Source organism: Kitasatospora cathayae (assembly GCF_027627435.1).
GTDB classification, from domain to species: domain Bacteria; phylum Actinomycetota; class Actinomycetes; order Streptomycetales; family Streptomycetaceae; genus Kitasatospora; species Kitasatospora cathayae.
In genome coordinates this window covers 1,143,774-1,162,799 of the sequence record NZ_CP115450.1, presented here as the reverse complement: position 1 = coordinate 1,162,799, position 19,026 = coordinate 1,143,774, and the positions used below count along the sequence as shown (strand labels likewise).

18 protein-coding genes are annotated in these 19,026 nt (G+C 73.8%); 9 read left to right on the top strand and 9 right to left on the bottom strand.

Features of this window, described 5'->3' with window-relative positions; genetic code table 11:
* Positions 1-7: 7 nt before the first annotated feature.
* The gene (locus O1G21_RS05490) at positions 8-502 is read left to right on the top strand and encodes an inorganic diphosphatase (RefSeq protein WP_270150783.1); all 495 of its coding nucleotides are present in this window, start codon (positions 8-10) and stop codon (positions 500-502) included.
* On the opposite strand, the gene O1G21_RS05485 is transcribed toward O1G21_RS05490, so the two are convergent.
* Entirely contained in the window at positions 481-1,539 is a 1,059-nt protein-coding gene (locus tag O1G21_RS05485; protein WP_270141277.1) for a S41 family peptidase, read from the bottom strand. The genes O1G21_RS05490 and O1G21_RS05485 overlap by 22 nt on opposite strands.
* Positions 1,540-1,925: 386 nt before the next feature.
* Here O1G21_RS05485 and O1G21_RS05480 point away from each other — a divergent pair, with 386 nt between their 5' ends.
* Both O1G21_RS05480 and O1G21_RS05475 read left to right on the top strand, forming a co-directional pair.
* Positions 1,926-3,122, top strand: a complete 1,197-nt coding sequence (locus O1G21_RS05480; protein ID WP_270141275.1) for a cytochrome P450 family protein — start codon at positions 1,926-1,928, stop codon at positions 3,120-3,122.
* A gap of 82 nt (positions 3,123-3,204) precedes the next feature.
* On the top strand, positions 3,205-4,275 hold the full coding sequence (locus tag O1G21_RS05475; protein ID WP_270141273.1) for a TerD family protein: 1,071 nt from the start codon (positions 3,205-3,207) through the stop codon (positions 4,273-4,275).
* Positions 4,276-4,292: 17 nt separating this feature from the next.
* Here the strand turns inward: O1G21_RS05475 and O1G21_RS05470 are convergent, their stop codons facing one another.
* The gene (locus tag O1G21_RS05470) at positions 4,293-4,979 is read right to left on the bottom strand and encodes a C39 family peptidase (protein ID WP_270141271.1); all 687 of its coding nucleotides are present in this window, start codon (positions 4,977-4,979) and stop codon (positions 4,293-4,295) included.
* A 466-nt stretch (positions 4,980-5,445) separates the two neighbouring features.
* Positions 5,446-6,141, bottom strand: coding sequence for a TetR/AcrR family transcriptional regulator (locus tag O1G21_RS05465; RefSeq protein WP_270141269.1), 696 nt, complete (start codon positions 6,139-6,141; stop codon positions 5,446-5,448).
* Between the two features lie 130 nt (positions 6,142-6,271).
* Between O1G21_RS05465 and O1G21_RS05460 the strand changes: the two genes are divergently transcribed.
* The 4 genes from O1G21_RS05460 (at position 6,272) to O1G21_RS05445 (ending at position 10,280) form a co-directional block, all read left to right on the top strand.
* Complete coding sequence (locus O1G21_RS05460) at positions 6,272-7,309, top strand: aldo/keto reductase (RefSeq protein WP_270150781.1); 1,038 nt, start codon at positions 6,272-6,274, stop codon at positions 7,307-7,309.
* Positions 7,310-7,446: 137 nt separating this feature from the next.
* The gene (locus tag O1G21_RS05455) at positions 7,447-7,893 is read left to right on the top strand and encodes a Uma2 family endonuclease (protein ID WP_270141267.1); all 447 of its coding nucleotides are present in this window, start codon (positions 7,447-7,449) and stop codon (positions 7,891-7,893) included.
* Positions 7,894-8,225: 332 nt separating this feature from the next.
* Positions 8,226-9,599 carry an MFS transporter gene (locus O1G21_RS05450; protein WP_405000783.1) on the top strand — a complete coding sequence of 458 codons (1,374 nt, stop codon included), beginning with the start codon at positions 8,226-8,228 and terminating at the stop codon, positions 9,597-9,599.
* Between the two features lie 39 nt (positions 9,600-9,638).
* The gene (locus O1G21_RS05445; protein ID WP_270141264.1) at positions 9,639-10,280 is read left to right on the top strand and encodes a maleylpyruvate isomerase N-terminal domain-containing protein; all 642 of its coding nucleotides are present in this window, start codon (positions 9,639-9,641) and stop codon (positions 10,278-10,280) included.
* A 33-nt stretch (positions 10,281-10,313) separates the two neighbouring features.
* On the opposite strand, the gene O1G21_RS05440 is transcribed toward O1G21_RS05445, so the two are convergent.
* Both O1G21_RS05440 and O1G21_RS05435 read right to left on the bottom strand, forming a co-directional pair.
* Positions 10,314-11,144, bottom strand: a complete 831-nt coding sequence (locus O1G21_RS05440) for an ABC transporter permease (protein WP_270141262.1) — start codon at positions 11,142-11,144, stop codon at positions 10,314-10,316.
* Complete coding sequence (locus O1G21_RS05435; protein ID WP_270141260.1) at positions 11,141-12,052, bottom strand: ABC transporter ATP-binding protein; 912 nt, start codon at positions 12,050-12,052, stop codon at positions 11,141-11,143. Before O1G21_RS05435 ends, O1G21_RS05440 begins: the two co-directional genes overlap by 4 nt.
* 125 nt (positions 12,053-12,177) lie before the next feature.
* On the opposite strand from O1G21_RS05435, the gene O1G21_RS05430 reads away from it, so the two are divergent.
* Entirely contained in the window at positions 12,178-13,374 is a 1,197-nt protein-coding gene (locus O1G21_RS05430) for a sensor histidine kinase (RefSeq protein WP_270141258.1), read from the top strand.
* Positions 13,371-14,063 (top strand): response regulator, encoded by a 693-nt coding sequence (locus O1G21_RS05425; protein WP_270141256.1) that lies wholly within the window; start codon positions 13,371-13,373, stop codon positions 14,061-14,063. Before O1G21_RS05430 ends, O1G21_RS05425 begins: the two co-directional genes overlap by 4 nt.
* A 15-nt stretch (positions 14,064-14,078) precedes the next feature.
* On the opposite strand, the gene O1G21_RS05420 is transcribed toward O1G21_RS05425, so the two are convergent.
* The 4 genes from O1G21_RS05420 to O1G21_RS05405 form a co-directional block, all read right to left on the bottom strand.
* Entirely contained in the window at positions 14,079-14,855 is a 777-nt protein-coding gene (locus O1G21_RS05420) for an SAM-dependent methyltransferase (RefSeq protein WP_405000782.1), read from the bottom strand.
* A gap of 139 nt (positions 14,856-14,994) precedes the next feature.
* Entirely contained in the window at positions 14,995-15,738 is a 744-nt protein-coding gene (locus O1G21_RS05415; protein WP_270141253.1) for a hypothetical protein, read from the bottom strand.
* A 116-nt stretch (positions 15,739-15,854) separates the two neighbouring features.
* Positions 15,855-17,174 carry an ABC transporter ATP-binding protein gene (locus tag O1G21_RS05410; RefSeq protein ID WP_270141251.1) on the bottom strand — a complete coding sequence of 440 codons (1,320 nt, stop codon included), beginning with the start codon at positions 17,172-17,174 and terminating at the stop codon, positions 15,855-15,857.
* A gap of 20 nt (positions 17,175-17,194) precedes the next feature.
* The gene (locus tag O1G21_RS05405; RefSeq protein WP_270141249.1) at positions 17,195-18,997 is read right to left on the bottom strand and encodes an ABC transporter permease; all 1,803 of its coding nucleotides are present in this window, start codon (positions 18,995-18,997) and stop codon (positions 17,195-17,197) included.
* Positions 18,998-19,026 lie beyond the last annotated feature (29 nt).

Here is a 19,026-nt window from a genome sequence, read left to right as displayed (position 1 = left end):
CGAGGTGATGATCGAGATCCCGCAGGGGTCGCGGAACAAGTACGTGATGGACTTCGACGCGGGCCGGATCCGCCTCGACCGCACGCTCTTCACCGCCACCCGCTATCCCGCGGACTACGGCTACGTCGAGGGCACCCTCGGCGGTGACGGCGAACCGCTGGACGCCCTCGTCCTCGGCGGCGAGCCGGCCGTGCCCGGCTGCGTGCTCACCTGCCGGGCGGTCGGCATGTGGGTGATGCGCGACGAGCGCGGCCCGGACCAGAAGATCCTCTGCGTCCCGGCCCACGATCCGCGCTACGCGGACCTGCGCGACATCGGCGACCTGCGCGAGTTCGACCTTCTGGAGATCACCCACTTCTTCCAGGTGTACAAGGACCTCGAACGCGGCAAGTCGGTCGAGGGCTCGCACTGGGCCGGCCGCGAGGCGGCCTGGACCGAGATCACCGAGTCCCGCGCCCGGGCGGCGGGGACGCGCTTCGCCTACCCGGCCTGGCTCCCCTGACTCCCCTGGCAGCCGGGCTGCCGGTGCAGCCAGGCCCGGGCCGCCGCCAGCACCCGGTCCCGGTCGCTGCCCACTGCGGCGGCGGGGTCGTTGGCCACCTCCTCGTCGGGCGGGATGGGGGCGTCGTACGTGCGGCCGGTGCGGTCGACGTCGTCGGCGGTGGTGAGGTTCAGGACCGCCCCGTCGGAGAGGCGGAAGGGGTTGTTCCCGGTGGGGACGCCGTAGGTCGGCTCGCCGAAGAACCGGGTGCCCGGGCGGCCGTGGAAGGCGACCACCACCGCCTCGCCGGAGCTGGCGGTGTGTTGGCCGGTCAGGACGGCGACCGGCGGCACGCTCCGGGCGATCGGCCGGCTGTCCGCCCAGCCGATCGGTCGGCCGTCCTCGTAGCCGTTGCCGTGCTCGACCGACCAGGCGGCCCGGCGGCCGTCGGCGTCGACCATGCCGCCGGCCGGTCCGTCGCCGAGGATCGGCCCCAGGACGGCCAGCATCGGCCGGACGGCGCCGCCGCTGTCCCCGCGCAGGTCCACGATCCAGCCGCAGGCCCCGGCCCGGTCCGCGGTCGCCACGGCCTGGCGGCCCCGCCGGACGTACCCGTCGAGGGTCGCCGCCGAGCCCTCCACGGCGCGCAGCACCAGGTAGCCGATCCCGTCGCCGTCCAGCGAGGTGCCCTGGAGACCCTGGGGATCGAGCTCGACGGCGCCGAAGACGGCCGCGGCCGTCTTCGGGGCGGCGAAGAAGCTGTGGCCGTCGTGCACGGAGTTCAGCGCCGAGGCGATGACCCCGTAGGTGTCGGCCGCCGTCCGGGCGCCGTGCGCCTGGTCCAGCGCCCGGCGCCGCAGCTGGGCCCAGTCCACCTGGTGGCGGAGGACGGAGTGCTGCTCCATCAGGTCCAGGGCCGTCGTCAGGTAGGTCCGGGCCTCGGGCGACATGCCGTCGTCCGGAGCGCCCGAAAGCCCGCTCGCGGACCCGGCTGCCGTCAGCAGGACACCCAGCGCCGCCGCGAGGGCGGCGAGGCGCAGTGAACGCTTCCGTTCCATGTGCTCCCCCTTGCACGCCCCGCGCCGCTGCGGGGCGTGCACCACTGTAGGGCCGTTCGACGTTCCGCGGGGTCTGCCGGCTCAGAGCCGGGCGCTGCGCAGGATCGCGCCGATCTCGTCCGAGATCGCCGCCTCGTTGTGCTCGAACTCCGGTGAGGCGACCTGGTCCTGCTGCTCCGGCAGGCCGGTGAGACCTGCGTGGCGGCCTGGGCGACGGTGGCCCGGGCGAGCAGGGCGGCGAGGGTGCCGGCGAGGGCGGTAGCCAGGGTGGCGGCTTGTCCGGTGGCGCGTCCGGCGGTGCGGCGAGTTTTTGTCATGGGCACTGACCATAAGTGGCGGGCTGATGCCCCGCCAGGGCGCATGTCCGCTACCCGTAGGCTGACCGGGTGACATCCCTCGACCCGACCGTGAAGTCCCTGCTCGCCGACCCGTACGGCGCCTACGCCAAGCTGCGCGCCGAGGCGCCCGTCCAGCGCATCGTCGGCCTGGACGGCCTGCCCGCCTGGCTGGTGACCCGCTATCCGGACGTCCGCCAGGCCCTCGCCGACCCGCGCCTCGCCCTCGACAAGGTGCACGCCGCACCCGGCAACTACCGGGGCCTCGCGCTGCCGCCCGCGCTGGACGCCAACCTGCTCAACATGGACCCGCCGGACCACACCCGGATCCGCCGCCTGGTCGCCCGGGCGTTCACCCCGCGCCGGGTCGCCGCCCTGCGCGCGCCGATCGAGCGCGTCGCCGAGCAACTCCTCGACGCCATGGAGGACACCTCCGCGCCGACCCGCCGCGCCGACCTGCTCGCGAGCTACGCCGCGCCGCTGCCGATCACGGTCATCTGCGACCTGCTCGGCGTCCCCGAGGACGACCGGCACGACTTCCGCGCCTGGACCGACGCCCTGATCACCCCGGACCCGGCCCGCCCCGAGCAGGCCCGCGACGCCGTCAAGGCGATGCTCGGGTTCTTCACCGGCCTGATCGAGCGCAAGCGCACCGAGCCGGCCGACGACCTGCTCTCCGACCTGATCGCCGTCCGGGACGAGCAGGACCGGCTGAGCGAGGACGAGCTGACCTCGTTGGCCTTCCTGATCCTCTTCGCCGGCTACGAGAACACCGTCCACCTGATCGCCAACGCCGTCCTCGCCCTGCTCACCCACCCCGAGCAGCTCGCCGCGCTGCGCGCCGAGCCGGAGCTGATCGCTGGCGCCGTCGAGGAGTTCGCCCGCTTCGACGGCCCGGGCCCGCTGGCCATCCGCCGCTTCCCGCGCGAGGACGTCACCATCGGCGGCGTCACCATCCCGGCGGGGGAGACGGTGCTGCTCTCGCTCGCCTCCGCCAACCGCGACCCCGAGCAGTTCACCCACCCCGACCGGCTGGACCTGCGCCGCCGGGAGAACGGCCACCTCGCCCTCGGCCACGGCATCCACTACTGCCTGGGCGCCCCGCTGGCCCGGATGGAGACGGCGCTCGCGATCACGGCGCTGCTGCGCCGCTTCCCCGCGCTGGCCCTGGACGTCCCGGTCGAGCAGCTGCGCCACCGACCCGCCCTGCGGGCCCGTGGCCTGCTGGAACTCCCCGTCCGGTTCTGACCGGGCGACCGGGAACCGGCGTGACGTCGACGGCGTTGTCGTGGTCGGACAGCGTGATTCGGACGGTGGTGGAGGAAACCCCATGAGTGTGGCCCTGACGAAGGGTGGCAACGTCTCCCTGAACCGGCAGGCGCCCGGCGTGCGGTCCGTCCGGGTCTGCCTCGGCTGGACGGCCGGCGCCGGTTACGACCTGGACGCCAGCGCCCTGCTCTGCGGGGCGTCCGGGAAGGTGCCCACGGACCAGCACTTCGTCTTCTTCAACAACCTGCAGAGCCCGGACGGCGCGGTGCGTCACCTCGGCACGGGCGGCGGGGGCGAGGACCGGGAGCGGATCGAGGTCCGGCTCGCGGACGTCGCGGCCGACGTGCAGAAGGTCGTCTTCGCGGTGGCGATCTACGACGCGGCGCAGCGCCGGCAGACCTTCGGGCAGGTGCGCGGCGCGTACGTCCGCCTCACCGACGCGGACGGCGGCGCCGAGGTGGCCCGCTACGACGTCACGCCGGAGACGGGCAGCGAGACGGCGATGGTGTTCGGCGAGTTGTACCGGCACGGCGCGGACTGGAAGTTCCGCGCCATCGGGCAGGGCTACGCCTCGGGGCTCGCGGGCATCGCCACCGACTTCGGGGTCGACGTCCTGCAGCCGTCGCCGGCCGCCGCGCCCGTCGCCGCGTCCACCGCCCCGCCGCCGCCCGTCGCCGCGTCCACCGCCCCGCCGCCGCCCGTCGCTCCGGCCGCCCCCGCCCCCGCCGCCGTTCCCGCTGTTCCGAAGACCCAGCCAGCAACAGGGAGTTCCGCCGTGACGTGTTTCTTCGACCCCACCCACGGCGTGGGCACGGCCGTGGTGCTGTGGCAGCCGCAGTGGGGCGTGCCGCGCCAGATCGAGACCTGCGCGGCCTGCGCCCAGCGGGTGCAGACCACCGTCCCGCCGTTCTACACGCCGCCGCAGGCCGGCTACCCGCAGCAGCAGGTCCAGCCGCAGGTGCCCGCCCAGCAGCATGAACAGGGCGGCCGCCGCTTCGGCACCGGCGCCATGCTCGGCGCGGGTGCGGCGGGCCTGGTCGGCGGCATGCTGCTGAACGAGGCGCTGAGCGACGACGAGCCGCACGTGGTGGTCAACAACTACTACGAGGACGACGACGACTCCTTCTTCTGACACCCGCGCCGGCCCGGTCAGCCGATGACGACCGCCATCTGTCCGTAGGTGGCGTAGCCGTCGGCGAAGTCCTGTTCGGAGACCGTGGTGCGGCCGCGCGCGGGGTCGTTGAGCGAGACGTTGCCGCCGCTGAACCCGGTGACGACGACGGTGTGTTCGGCAGGCCCCGCGTACGGGATGCTCCGGCCGTCGTACGCCGTGTACGTGGTGGTGGCGAGGTGCCGCCAGAGGTAGTCCACCCAGACGATCGCCGGGTGGCCGGCGGCCAGGTGGTCCTTCAGCTCCTGGACGGAGACGCCCTCGTCGTCCTGGAGCACGGTGAGCCCGTAGGAGCGGGCGGCCCCGGCGACCGGTGGGTGGTAGACGCCGAACCCGGTGCCGCCCGTCTCCGAGCCGTTCGGGTCGCCGACGAACGCCCGGTAGGGGTCGCCGGAGCGTGGGCCGGAGTGGCCGAACTCGGGGTGCTCGCGGTCGACGCCGATCCGATCCAGGATCTGCTGGTCGTCCGCGTCCACGCCCCGTGCGGCGAGGACCATGCGCAGTGCGGCGGCCTCGCAGTCGTCGCTGAGCTGCTGGTGGTAGTAGGGGACGCTGACGTCGTCGAGGGTGCCGGGGGCGCCCCGCGCGGGGCCGGTGCCCGCCGCCAGGGTCGCGGTGGTCAGGACGGCGAGCCAGGACGCTCGCGCTCGTGCGGTGATCGCCATGGCCATGACGCTACGAAGGCCGGTTGCGCTCCGCAGCTGCTGGGCGGCGATCAGGTGACGGAGCGTACGCGGTGGTGGTCCCGGAGGAGCTGACCCGGTGCCAGCGACTGTCCGTGCCAGGCGTTTGGATGGGCTCGTTGCACCGCCTGGACCACCGGGCCGGGCCACGGCGGCTGGGCCGCCGACTCGCTGCCCGAGGTGATCGGCGCGCTGGGCGCTGCTGGCCACCTTCGAGGAGCGGATCACGGGCGATGACGCCGAGGCCGCGCTGGACGAGTTCGAGGCGCTGGTCGCGCAGTTGGGCCAGGGGTCGGAGAAGTCGGACCTCTGGGTCGGCCTGCTGGAGCAACTCCGGGAGAACTGCGAGGAGTTCGACGAGGAGTTCGGCGAGGACTGACCCCCCCGGACCGCCCTCCCGCACCGAACGGCTGCCCGAAGCAACCGCGTCGGGCGGCCGTTCGGCTTCTCACGCCCGCCGGTACGCCCCCGCCCGGGCGGCGGCCTCGGCGGCGGCCGCGGCGCGGTCGGCGGCGGGCTCGTCGAGCGGCTCGGCGGTGGTGAGCATCCGGTAGTAGAGCGGCGCCGAGACGGCCCGGATCACCTCGAACGGGTCGGTGTCGGGCGGGAGTTCGCCGCGCTCGACGGCCTCGGTGACGCACGGCGCCCACTCCTCGACCCGGCGCCGGTAGAAGTGCCGCAGGGCCTCGGCCGTCCCCGGATCGCCGTTGGCGGCCACGATGACGGCGCGGAAGAGCGCGCCCTGCCGGGGGTCGGCCAGCGTGCGCTGGACCAGCCGGGCGTTGGCCCGCAGGTCCTCGGCGAGCGAGCCGCTGCGGCTGCGCGGCAGCGACTGCTCGGCCATGTCGGCGAGCAGGTCGGCGACCAGGGCGGTGGTGCTGCCCCAGCGGCGGTAGACGGTGGTGCGGCCGACCTCGGCGCGCTGGGCGAGGTCGGCGAGGTCCAGGCCGCCGAAGCCGTGCTCGACCAGGGCGTCCTCGGCGGCCCGCAGGACGGCGGCGCGGACCCGGGCGGTGCGGCCGCCGGGGCGGACGGTGCCGGGCGTCCCAGGTGTTGCGGGTGTCCCGGGCGTTGCGGGTGTCCCGGGCTCGGCGGGCTCGGGGGAGCCGGCGGGCTCGGCGGGGGCAACCGGTTCGACGGCCATTAACGGGATTCCTGTTCCATTAGCCGGGAGAGGTCTGCTAGCTTCGAAACATCCTAACGGAACGGGAGTCCCATTAGAGGGCTCCGAGGGGAGTACCGTCATGACAACCACCACCACGCGATCCACCGGCATGGAGTACCGCCGGCTCGGCGCATCCGGACTCCAGGTCCCCGCGCTCAGCCTCGGCACCGGCACCTTCGGCGGCCGCGGCCCGCTGTTCGGCGCCTGGGGCACCACCGACGTCCAGGAGGCCCGCCGCCTGCTCGACATCGCCATCGACGCCGGAGTCACCCTGTTCGACACCGCCGACGTCTACTCCGACGGCGCCTCCGAGGAGGTGCTCGGCCAGGCCGTCCGCGGCCGCCGCGACCAGGTGCTGATCTCCACCAAGGCCGGCCTGCCGCTCGGCGACGGCCCCCAGGACGCCGGCACCTCCCGTGCCCGGCTCATCCGCTCCGTGGACGACGCGCTGCGCCGCCTCGGCACCGACCACCTCGACCTGTTCCAGCTGCACGCCTACGACGCGGCCACCCCGATCGAGGAGGTGCTGGCCACGCTGGAGGACCTGGTCCGCGCGGGCAAGATCCGCTACACCGGAGTCTCCAACTTCTCCGGCTGGCAGCTGATGAAGTCCCTGGACCTCGCCGACCGCCACGGTCGCCCCCGCTACGCCGCCCACCAGGTCTACTACTCCCTGGTCGGCCGCGACTACGAATGGGACCTGATGCCGCTCGCCCAGCAGGAGGGCGTCGGCGCCCTGGTCTGGAGCCCGCTCGGCTGGGGCCGCCTCACCGGCCGGATCCGGCGCGGCCATCCGCTCCCGGCCGGCAGCCGGCTGCACGACACCGCCGACTACGGCCCGCCGGTCGAGGACGAGTTGCTGTACCGGGTGGTCGACGCCCTGGACGAGATCGCCGCCGAGACCGGCCGCACCGTCCCCCAGGTGGCGATCAACTGGCTGCTGCGCCGCCCGACCGTCTCCTCGGTCATCATCGGCGCCCGCAACGAGGAGCAGCTGCGGCAGAACCTCGGCGCCGTCGGCTGGTCGCTGACGGAGGACCAGGTCGCCCGCCTGGACGCGGCCAGCGCCCGCACCGCGCCCTACCCGCACTTCCCGTACCGTCGCCAGGCCGGCTTCGCCCGGCTCAACCCGCCGCTGGCGGGCTGACCTGCCGAAACCCCGTTCACCGGCTTCGCCGGCCAGCCTGGGTGGGCTGCTGATCGCCGGGGGCGCGGACCTCCCGATCGGCGAGGGCCGCGCCCCCGGCATCGCCGACGCGCCGGCGCGCGGCGGCCGGCGGCGTGATGACCGTGCCGTCGTGGGCGCACGAGTCAGCCGCCGAGGTCGTCCGTCGTCAGCTCGGTCCCCGTCCGGAAGAGCTCGACCTGGTGTCCGGCTCCGGCAATCTCGACCTGCCCGGCAGCGAGAACTGGTACGTCCCGGACCCGGCCGTCGTGCCGGCCGACCTCGCCGCGAAGACGGAAGGCGCCTCGCTCCCCGATCAGACCCTCCTGATCGTCGAGGTCAGCTCTCCTTCCGGCGCGGACACCGACCGCGTCGTCAAGCGCCATCGGTACGGCCAGTACGGCGCTCCGCTCTACCTCCTCGTCGACCGGCAGAACCGCACCTGCACCCTGTACGGCGAACCGACCCGCCTCGGGTCCGCCAAGGAGAGCGGCCCGCACCCCTTCGGTGCGCCGGTCCACCTGCCGAGTCCCTTCGACCTCGACCTCGACACCACCCGCCTGTAGCCGGGCTACGAGCGGGCGGAAGCCTTCGCGCGGGCGCCGGTCGCGATCCGGTTGGGCCGTTCAAGTGATTGCCACCGGCTCCGGGCGGGTACGGACGGGCCGCGCGGGGTGGCGGACCCGGGTGGCGGCGCGCTGTGGGCCGGGCGACGATGAGCCGGAGCAGAGCCAGGACCAGCCGGGACCAGTCCCCGAACACCGGGAAGAGGCCCCCATTGACCTCCCAACCCTCCCGCGACGCCGAGAAGCAGCAGCCGCCCGGATCCACCGCGGTCTGCGGGCGGGCCCAGACACGGCGCTGGCGAGCGCTGACGGTCTGCCTGGTCGCCGGGTTCATGACCCTGCTGGACGTCAGCATCGTGAACGTCGCGCTGCCCACCGTCCGGGCCGGACTGCACATGTCGGACAGCGGCCTGCAGTGGGTGCTCAGCGGCTACGCGCTCGCCTTCGGCCTGGTGCTCGTCCCCTCCGGGCGGCTCGGTGACGCTCGCAGCAGGCGGGCGGTCTTCCTCGCCGGACTCGCCCTGTTCACCGCCGCCAGCGCGCTGGCCGGGGCGGCCCAGGACCAGGAGTGGCTGGTGCTGGCCCGGCTGTTCCAGGGCGCGGCCGGCGGGGTGCTGGTGCCCCAGGTGTCCGGCTTCATCCAGACCCTGTTCCAGGGCGCCGAACGCGGCCGGGCCTTCGGTGCACTCGGCGCCACCATCGGGCTGTCCACCGCCGTCGGACCGCTGCTCGGCGGAGTGCTGATCCACCTGTTCGGCCCGCAGGACGGCTGGCGCTGGGTGTTCCTGGTCAACCTGCCGATCGGCGTCGCCGCCCTGCCGATCGCCTACCGGCTGCTCCCGCCGCCCCGCCCGACCGCCGAACGGGCCGGGCACCGCGACTTCGACCCGGTCGGGGTGCTGCTGCTCGGCGCCGGGACGGTCGCCCTGCTGCTGCCCTTCGTCCAGCAGCAGCAGTGGCACAGCCCGGCCCGCTGGCTGCTGCTGCCGGTGGCGGCGGTGCTGCTGGCCGTCTTCGTCGGCTGGGAGCGGCACTACGGGCGGCGACGCGAACCGCTGGTCAGCATGGCCCTGTTCACGGTGCGGCCGTACGCGGCGGGAGTGCTGCTGTCACTGGTGTACTTCGCCGGGTTCACCGCGGTCTTCTTCATCTTCACGCTCTACTTGCAGGCGGGCCTGCACTACTCGGCGCTGGCGGCGGGCCTGGCCGTCACCCCCTTCGCGGTCGGCTCGGGCGTGTCGGCGGCGGTGGGCGGGCGGCTGGTCAGCCGGCTCGGACGACGGCTGGTGGTGGCGGGGCTGGTGCTGGTGCTGCTCGGCCTGCTGGCCTCCGCCCTGGCGGTGCAGCTGTGGTCCGGGCCCTCGGTGGCCTGGACGACGCTGGGCCCGCTGCTGGTCGCCGGGGTGGGCAGCGGCCTGGTGATCTCCCCGAACCAGACGCTCACCCTCCAGCACGTGCCGATCGCCCGCGCCGGCAGCGCCGGCGGCGTCCTGCAGACCGCCCAGCGGGTCGGCTCGGCCGTCGGCATCGCCCTCGTCGGCTCGGTCTTCTTCGCCCATGCCGCCGGCCGCCACCCCGACTGGGCCCTCGCCTTCCAACTCGGCGACACGGTGGCATCGGGGCTGGTCCTGGCAGCGCTGCTGGTGGCCCTGGCCGACGAATGGGCGAACCGGCGGGAGAATGCGGAACAGCCCCGAGCGGGGTGACGACGAGCCGGGTCGGCCGGGGGCGTTGGGAGGTGCGGCATGACGGATGCCCGGGTGGAGTTCCTGGCGGCGGCCCGCGCGGCCGAGGGGCTGTTGCGCCGGCCGGAGGTGGCCCAGGCGTGGGAGCGGCCGAGTGCGTTGGCGCAGTGGAGCGTGGGCGGCCTGGCCGGGCACCTGGCGTACCAGGTGCTGTGCGTGCCGGAGGTGCTGGCCGCCCCGGCGCCAGGCGAGGAGACGGTGGGGCTTCTGGAGCACTACCGGCGGTCGCAGTGGCTCGGGGCCGGAGTCGATGCCGAGATCAACGTGCGGATCCGGCAGAGCAGCGAGGCGCTGGGGGCGTCCGGCCCCGTCGCGTTGAGCCGACGGGTCGCCGACACCATCGCCGGACTCCCGGCGGTCCTCGCGGGCGAGGACGGCGCCCGGGCGGTCCGGCTGCCGTTCTGGGGAGCGTGGTCGCTCGCGCTGGACGACCTGCTGACCACCCGGACGATGGAACTGGCCGTCCACGCGGACGACCTCGCGGTCAGCGTCGGGGTGCCGACCCCCGAACTTCCGCCGGAGACCTCCGAGTCCGTGATCGGGCTGCTGACCCGGCTGGCGGTGCGGCGGCACGGCCCGGTGAGCGTGCTGAGGGCACTCAGCCGGGCCGAGCGGGCGCCGGGGAGCATCGCCGCGTTCTGAAACGGCCTTGCGCCGATCAGTGGTCGGCGCGGATCAGTGGTCGCGGCGCTGGATCACCACCGTCGCGATGACCACCGAGGCCAGCGCCCACGCCGCGTACGTGGTCCAGGCGCCCGCGACCGTGGCCGGGTAGTCGGTGGGCCGCATGCCCGCCAGGGTGATCCGGGCCAGGCGCTGCCAGGCGGGGAAGGGCAGGGCGTGCAGCAGGTCGGCCGTCCAGCGGTAGCGCTCGGTGACCAGGGACGGCAGGAAGAACAGCACCACCACGGTGCCCACCACCGCGCCCGCGCTGTGCCGGATCAGGGTGCCGAGGCAGAGCCCGACCAGCCCGCACACCGGGGCGAACAGCGCGGCGGCGGCCACGTACCGCAGGGCGGACGGGTCGGTGATGGACTGCCCGATGCCCCGGTCGGCCAGGACCGCCTGGGTGAGGCCGAAGGAGCCGCCCGCGGTGACCGTCCCGAAGCCGAGCAGTACCGCCGTCAGCACGGCGGCCTTGGCGAGCAGCACCGCCCGGCGGTCCGGGACGGCGGCCAGGGTGGTGCGGATCAGCCCGGTCGCGTACTCGCCCGCGATGACGATGGCGCCCAGGCCGCCGCCGACCAGCATCAGGGTGTCGGCGGAGACGATGTCGAAGGAGTCGTCCAGCGCGATCTGCGCCATCACCGCCGGGTCGCCGTCGCCGGGCACGTAGTGGTCGTGGGTGTACTGGGCGGACTTGAGGTTGGCGGCGATGGCGAGCAGCGTGGCGAGGCCGAGCACCCAGGGGATCGAGCGCAGCGACCAGAACTTGAGCCACTCGGCGGCCAGCAGGTCGCCGAAGCGGTGGCGGCGAACGGGGGTCGGGAGGGTGGCGGTGCTCATCGGGGCTCTCCGGCGAGGTACTCGACGCTGTCGGCGGTCAGTTCCATGAAGGCCTCCTCCAGGGAGGCGCCGCGATCGGTCAGGGCGTACAGCAACAGGCGCTGTTCCAGGGCGAGTTCGCCGATCCGGCCGGCGTCCAGGCCGGTGACGTCCAGGGTGCCGTCCGGGCCGGGGCGCACGGTGGCGCCGGCGGCGCGCAGCACGGCGGTCAGCCGGTCGGGTTCGGCGGCGCGGACGGTGACGGCGGCCCGGCCGGCGCGGGCGGCGAACTCGCTGAGGCCCTCGTCGGCGATCAGCCGTCCGCGGCCGATCACCACCAGGCGGTCGGCGGTGTGCTGCATCTCGGCCATCATGTGGCTGGAGACGAAGACCGTCCGGCCCTCCGCGGCGAGTTGGCGGAACAGTCCGCGCACCCAGAGCACGCCCTCCGGGTCCAGCCCGTTGAGCGGCTCGTCGAAGAGCAGTACGGGCGGGTCGCCGAGCAGGGCGCCGGCGATGCCGAGGCGCTGCTTCATGCCCAGCGAGTAGCCACCGATCCGCCGCCCGGCGGCCTCGGTGAGCCCGACCTCGGCCAGCACCTCCTCCACCCGGCCGTAGGGGATGGCGTTGCTGCGGGCCAGCGCCATCAGGTGGGCCGCGCCGGTGCGGCCGCCGTGCACGTCGCCCGCGTCCAGCAGCGCGCCGACCTCGCGCAGGCCGCGCGGCAGGCTGCGGAAGGTCCGGCCGTCGACGGTGGCGGTGCCGGAGGTGGGGTCGTTGAGGCCGAGGATCAGCCGCAGGGTGGTGGACTTGCCGGCGCCGTTGGGGCCGAGGAAACCGGTGACGTGGCCGGGGCGGACGGTGAAGGTCAACCGGTCGACGGCCGTCCGGCGGCCGTAGCGCTTGGTCAGTTCGATGACTTCGATCATGGGCACCACGGTGCCGGGGGAGCCCCTGCCGACGCATCGGACCGGTGTCGACACCGCAGGTCGGCCCCGGTCGTACAACCACGGTCGGATGACGGCGCCCACCCCCGTCGTTACGATCTTGAACCATGCCCGCGACACCGACGCCCCCGCTCATCCGGCGCGTCCCGCCCGAGGCCTGGGTCGCCCTCGCCTGGTGCGTGGCCGTCGCCTATCCCGCTGTGCTGCTCCGCGACACCGGGTGGCGGCAACACGGCGCGGCCGCGCACGGCGGCCTGCCCTTCACCCTGGCCACCACGGTGGTGGCCTTCGCCGGTGCCGCGCTGGTGCGCCGGGTGCCGGTGCTCTCGGTCGCCGTGCTGCTGATCGCCACCTGGACCGAGACCGACGGCTGGTCCGCGAGGTTTTCGCAGGTGCCCCCGGCCGCGCTGCTCGCCGTGGACGTCGCGCTCTTCGTGATCACCGCCGCAGCGCCGCGCCGCAGTTCGCGCGCCGCTTTCGCGCTGGTCATGACCTTCCTGGTGCTGCACATCGGACTCGTCCCCGGCAACACCGTCGGCATCTTCACCGGCACCCACATCGGCAGCGCCGACGGCGCGGCCCTGCTCGCCCTGGTCGCCCGGCTGGCCGGGCGCTCGCTCCGGCAGAACCGGGAGCACGCCGAGGCACTGAGCACCCGGGCGGCCACCGAGGCGGTCACCGCCGAACGGCTGCGGATCGCCCGGGAGATGCACGACACCGTCGCGCACAGCATCGGCATCGTCGCCCTGCAGGCCGGCGCCGCCCGCCGGGTGATCGACCGCCGGCCGGAGCGGGCCAAGCAGGCCCTGGGCGAGATCGAGGCCGCCGGCCGGGAGACCCTGGCCGCGCTGCGCCGCATGCTGGTCGCGCTGCGGCAGGCCGACGGCGAGGTGTCGGACACCGCCCCGCACGGCCTGGCCGATCTCGACCGGCTGGCCGAGACGACCACGGCTGCGGGCGTGCGGGTCGAGGTGCGGCGCGCGGGCGAACCGGGCCCACTGCCACCGGAGATCGACCTCTCGGCGTTCCGGATCATCCAGGAGTCGGTCACCAACGTGGTCCGGCACGCGGGGGTCCGCGACTGCCTGGTGACCGTCGGCCGGACGGCGGGGGAGCTGTCCGTCGAGATCACCGACCGCGGCCGGGGCCACGGCACCGCGCCCGGCAGCGGTTTCGGCCTGGCCGGGTTGCGCGAGCGGGTCGCCCTGCTGCACGGCGAGTTCGAGGCCGGGCCGCGACCGGACGGCGGCTTCCGGGTCGCCGCCCGGTTGCCGATCCCCGACTCCGCGGAGGTCGCCGCATGATCCGCGTGGTCCTGGCCGACGACCAGCCGCTGGTGCGGGCCGCCCTGGAGATGGTCATCGCCGAGACGACCGACGTCGAGGTGGTCGGCGAGGCGGGCGACGGCGCCGAGGCCGTCCGGCTGGCCGCCGAACTGCGGCCGGACGTCGTGGTGATGGACATCCGGATGCGCCCCCAGCCTGGCGGCCCGGAGGTGCCCCCAGTCACCGACGGGATCGAGGCCACCCGGCAGGTGACCGCCGACGGCGGGCCGACCAGGGTGGTGGTGCTCACCACCTTCGACGAGGACGAGCACGTGTACGCGGCGCTGCGCGCCGGGGCGTCCGGCTTCCTGGTCAAGGACATGGCGCTGGACGACATCCTCGCCGCGGTGCGGGTGGTCGCCGCGGGGGAGGCGCTGATCGCGCCGAGCGTCACCCGGCGGCTGATCGGGGCGTTCGCGGGACAGCAACCGAAACGGACACCGGTCCCGGTCCCGCGCCGGCTGGACGTGATCACCGACCGGGAGCGGGAGATCCTCACCCTGGTCGGCCGGGGGTTGTCCAACACCGAGATCGCCGCCGAGCTCTTCCTCAGCATCGCCACCGTGAAGACCTACATGACCCGGCTGCTCGCCAAGCTGGAGGCTCGCGACCGGGTCCAACTGGTCATCCTGGCCTACGAGACGGGCCTGGTCTCCGTCCCCGGTTGACCAGACCCGTCCAGCTCAGTTCTTGACCGCCACGCCCGCGTACATCGCGATGTCCCGGTCGCGGATGACCGGGGCGTCGGCGTCCGGGTGCCAGTGGTGGACCAGGGTGACGCCCGGGTCGAGCAGTTGGTAGCCGTCGAAGAAGGCCTCGGTCTCGGCCTTGTCGCGGATCTGCAGCGGGATGCCGCGGGCGTTGTACTCCCGGCCGACGCCGCCCACCCCGACCGGGTCGGTGTCGCCGGTGAACACGGTGAGGGCGAGGAAACTGCCGGGCGCCAGCGCGTCCATGAAGCGGCGCACGATGCCCTGCGGGTCGTCCTGGTCCAGCACGAAGTGCACGATCGCGATCAGTGACAGCGCCACCGGCTGCGAGAGGTCGAGCACCTCGCGCAGCCGGGGGTCGTTCATGATCGACTCCGGGTCGCGGAAGTCGGCGTCCACGTAACAGGTGCGGCCCTGGGGCGTGCTGGACATCAGGGCCCGGGCGTGGGTCAGCACGATCGGGTCGTTGTCCACGTACGCGACCCGGGCCTCGGGGGCGACCGCCTGGGCGACCTCGTGCAGGTTGGGCGAGGTGGGGATGCCGGTGCCGATGTCCAGGAACTGCCGGACCCCGTACCGCTCGGTGAGGTGGCGCACCGAGCGCTGCATGAAGTCCCGGGTGGTGCGCATCGAGACCGGCAGCGCCGGCCAGGCCCGCACCGAGGCGTGCGCGGCGGCCCGGTCCGCCTCGAAGTTGGTCTTGCCGCCGATGAGGTAGTCGTAGACCCGCGCGGAGTGCGGCACGTCCATCCGCAGGTCGACCGACGGGTGTTCCTCGTTCGTCACGCTCGCGCTCCCCGTAGCTGCTGGGCATCCGTCACCGGCCGCCCCGGCGACCGGTCCCGGTGCGCATGGTAACGGTTCGCCAGTGCGACGAGATGACGAATGTTCAGCTCGGGGACGCCTCCGGACCCCGCGCCTCCAGCCCCACGGCCTGGCGGGGGAGCGCCCCGGACCCGGCCCGCCCGCCGCGCCCGGCCGCCAGCTCCACCGCCGCACCGATCCAGGCCGCACCGAACGCCCAGGTCGCCACCCACTCGCACAGGTACATCGGCCGGACCGTCCAGCCGGCCCCGAACCCGGAGAGCCCCGCGACCGCCGCCGCCACCAGCGCGACCAGGATCAGCACCCCAGCCGCGAGGTAGGCCGTACCGACCCGGGCCGGCTGCGTCGAACGCGGATTGCGGAAGGAGTACAGGCAGAACAGCGCCAGCATCACGAACAGCAGCGCGGCGAACACCAGGTGGAACACCCCGACCGTGTACTGCAGCCCGGTCGGATCCCGCGGCGCCGTCGGGCACAGCGCCACCCCCAGCGCGAACACCCCGGCCGCCGTGCTCCACCGGTCGTCCCGCCGGTCGAACCGGTAGCAGATCAGGAACACGCCGAGCGCGCACAGCGCCCCGACGAGGAGGTTCCGCGTCCCCGTGTAGTACGCGGCGCTCATCGACGCGGGCCAGTACCCGTCCGTCGAGCGCCCGGTGACCTCGTCCGCCAGCCAGTTGCCCAGCGGCAGGGCAGGTGGCAGCAGCACGCCGATCGCCCCGACGCCGAAGCGCAGGAAACTGACTGTGTGTTCGTCCTGGACGGTCTGTGGTGCCGGGGAATCCGTTGCTCTCCGGTCGTCGGTCATGGACGCCTCCTCGCTGGTCGCGCGATGGTTGGCCGCCAACTGGTGTACCCGCAAAGGGAGATCGCCCCACCACCGAATCGAGTGGTTTACCGGCCGGACCGCTCGCCGGCCGGCCGCTACAACGCCGCCTCGGCGCCCGGTTCCAGGACGAACTCGGCGTCGTCCGCGTCGTAGTCGTACAGCTCCCCGTAGCGGCCCCAGTCGATCGCGGTCTCCAACTGCCGTCGGGCGTCCACGGTGTCGAAGCCTGCGCGCAGCAGGTCGAGGAAGAGGTCCTCACGCAGCTTGTGGTCCTCGGTGGTGGCCAGGGCCTGGACGATGGCGCGGACCAGGGGTGCGTGGCGGGCGGCGTTGCGGGCGAACAGCTGCTTGCTGGTGAGGATGTCGGCTGCGGCGAACTCGCGGCCGGCCGCGGTGATGGCGAAGCGGCCGCCGGTGGTGCGGGCGAGGTCGAGCAGCACGGCGGCGTCGACCAGCGGGAGCAGGTCGTCGACCTCGAAGTTCAGTTCGTCGGCGATCTCGGCGAGGCCCTCCTCGCCGCCCATGGCGAGCAGGATCTCCAGCAGGCCGGCCAGGCCGCCGACGGTGGCGGGCGGCAGCGGGGTGGTGATCGGGGTGGCCGCCTGGCGGGCGGCGGGTTCGGCGGCCGGCTGTTCCTCGCGGCCGGTGAGGATGCCGTAGACGGTGTCGACCAGGGCCTCGAACTGGGGGGTGCGGCGGTCGCGCGGACGGGGCAGGTCGACGGTCAGTACGGCGCGGATCCGGCCCGGGTTGGAGGACAGCACCAGGATCCGGTCGGCCAGCAGCACCGCCTCCTCGATGTTGTGGGTGACGATCAGGATCGACCTGACCGGGGCCTCGTGCCCCTCCCACAGGCCGACCAGCTCGTTGCGCAGGTTCTCGGCGGTCAGCACGTCCAGGGCGGAGAACGGCTCGTCCATGAACAGCGCGTCCGGCTCGACCACCAGCGCCCGGGCGAAGCCGACCCGCTGGCGCATCCCGCCGGACAGCTCCTTGGGGTAGGCGCCCTCGAAGCCGTCCAGGCCGATCAGGTCGATCGCCCGCAGGGCGCGCTCGCGCCGCTCGCCCTCGTCCACCCCGCGGGCCTGCAGGCTCAGTTCGACGTTCTGCTGGACGGTCAGCCAGGGCAGCAGGGCGAAGGACTGGAACACCATCGCCACTCCCGGGTTGGCGGCCCGCAGAGGGGTGCCGCGGTAGGTGACCGTCCCGGAGGAGGGCGGGATCAGCCCGGCCAGGCAGCGCAGCAGGGTGGACTTGCCGGAGCCGGACTTGCCGAGCAGGGCGACGATCTCGCCCTCGGCCAGGTGCAGGCTGATGTCGTCGAGCACCGGCAGGGCCCGCCCGTCCGGGGTGGTGAAGGTCTTGGTGACGTCGGAGGCCTCGACGATCGCGGTGCGGGTGGCGGCGGCGGTCACGGTGCTCCTCGGCGGACTGGTCAGAGGGCGTAGCGGGTCTCGGAGAGCCGGTAGAGCCGGCGCCACAGCAGCCGGTTGAGCGCGACCACGTAGACGCTCATCACACTGACCCCGACGAGGATCTTCGGGAAGGTCCCGGTGCGGGTCGCTTCGGCGATGTACGAGCCGAGCCCGGTGGCGGTGAGGTGGTGCGAGCCGTAGTCCACCACCTCGGCGACGATCGAGGCGTTCCAGGCGCCGCCGGCCGCGGTGATGCCGCCGGTGATGTAGTACGGGAAGACCGCCGGGAGGATGAACGCGCGCCAGCGCAGCCTGCCCCAGACCTGGAAGCCGGTCATCGCCTCGCGCAGGTCGCTGGGGATCGCGGAGGCCCCGGCGATGACGTTGAACAGGATGTACCACTGCGCGCCGAGCGCCATCAGCAGCACCGAGCCGAGGTTCAGCGAGATCCCGAGGGCGACGAAGGCGGCGGTGGCGAACGGGAACAGGAAGTTCGCCGGGAAGCTGGCCAGCACCTGCACCAGCGGCTGGGCGAACCGGGTGACCCTCGGGTTCATGCCGATCCACACCCCGATCGGCACCCACACCGCGGTCGCCGCCACGAGCAGCACCAGCACCCGAAGGAAGGTGGCCGCGCCGAGGGCGAAGGCGTGGCCGAACTCGCCGAGGCCGACGGTGGTGTGGACGTAGGCGAAGGCCTGCCAGGCGCCGAAGACCACCACGGCGGCCACCGCCCCGGCGAAGAACACGTCCCCGGTGCGCTCCCGGGCGGCGGGGCGGGCCAGCGGGTGCTCGGCCAGACCGAACACCCGCATGCCGCGGTCCAGCGCGAACCCCAGCGGCCGCAGCGGCCGGGCCGCCAGCTCCGGCAGGCTGGAGCGGCGCAGCAGGTCGAGGACGAGGCTGCGCGGCCGGTCGGCGGCCTCCGACTCCTCCACCCGGAACCGTTCGGACCAGGCCGTCATCGGCCGCCAGAACAGCACGTTGACGCCGATCACCAGGACGATCATCACGCCGATCGCGATGCCGACCTGGCCCAGGTCGCCGTTGCCGATCGCGGTGGCCGCGTAGGAGCCGATGCCGGGCAGCGCGTAGCGGTGGTTGAGCACGCTGATCGACTCGGAGGCGGCGAGGAAGAACCAGGCCCCGCCGAAGCTCATCATCCCGTTCCAGACCAGCGGGATCATGCCGCTGGGCACGTCCAGGCGCCAGAACCGCTGCCACTTGGTCAGCCGCATCACCCGGGCCGCCTCGTCCAGTTCGCGCGGCTGACTGACCAGGGTGTAGTAGAACGCGAAGGTCATGTTCCAGGCCATCGAGGTGAAGATGGCGAAGATCGACGCGCATTCCAGGCCGAGCGTGGAGCCGGGGAAGAGGTTGATGAAGGCGGTGACGGTGATCGACAGGAAGCCCAGGATCGGCACCGACTGGAGGATGTCCAGGACCGGCAGCAGCACCTTCTCGGCCCGCCGCATCCGGGCCGCGGCGCTCGCGTAGACGAAGGTGAAGAGCACCGAGGCGAACAGCGCGACGAACATCCGCAGCAGCGAACGCACCGCGTAGAACGGCAGGTTCGACGGGTCGGTGGAGACGGTGGCGGGAGCCTGGTCGGGCAGGAACGGCGCGTCCAGCGAGGGGGCGAGCCGCAGCAGCCCGTACAGTCCGGCCACCAGCGCGGCGGCGACCAGGACGTCCACCCAGCGCAACTCGGGGCGGCGCCAGACACCGCGCGAGGGGAAACCGCCGCTGCCGCCGGCCACCCGCACCACCGTCCGTCCGCTGCTCGCCGCCTGGGGGCCGACCGCACCGGCCTGACCGCGCACCAGCCTCGCCGCAGACGGACGGGCCCGCC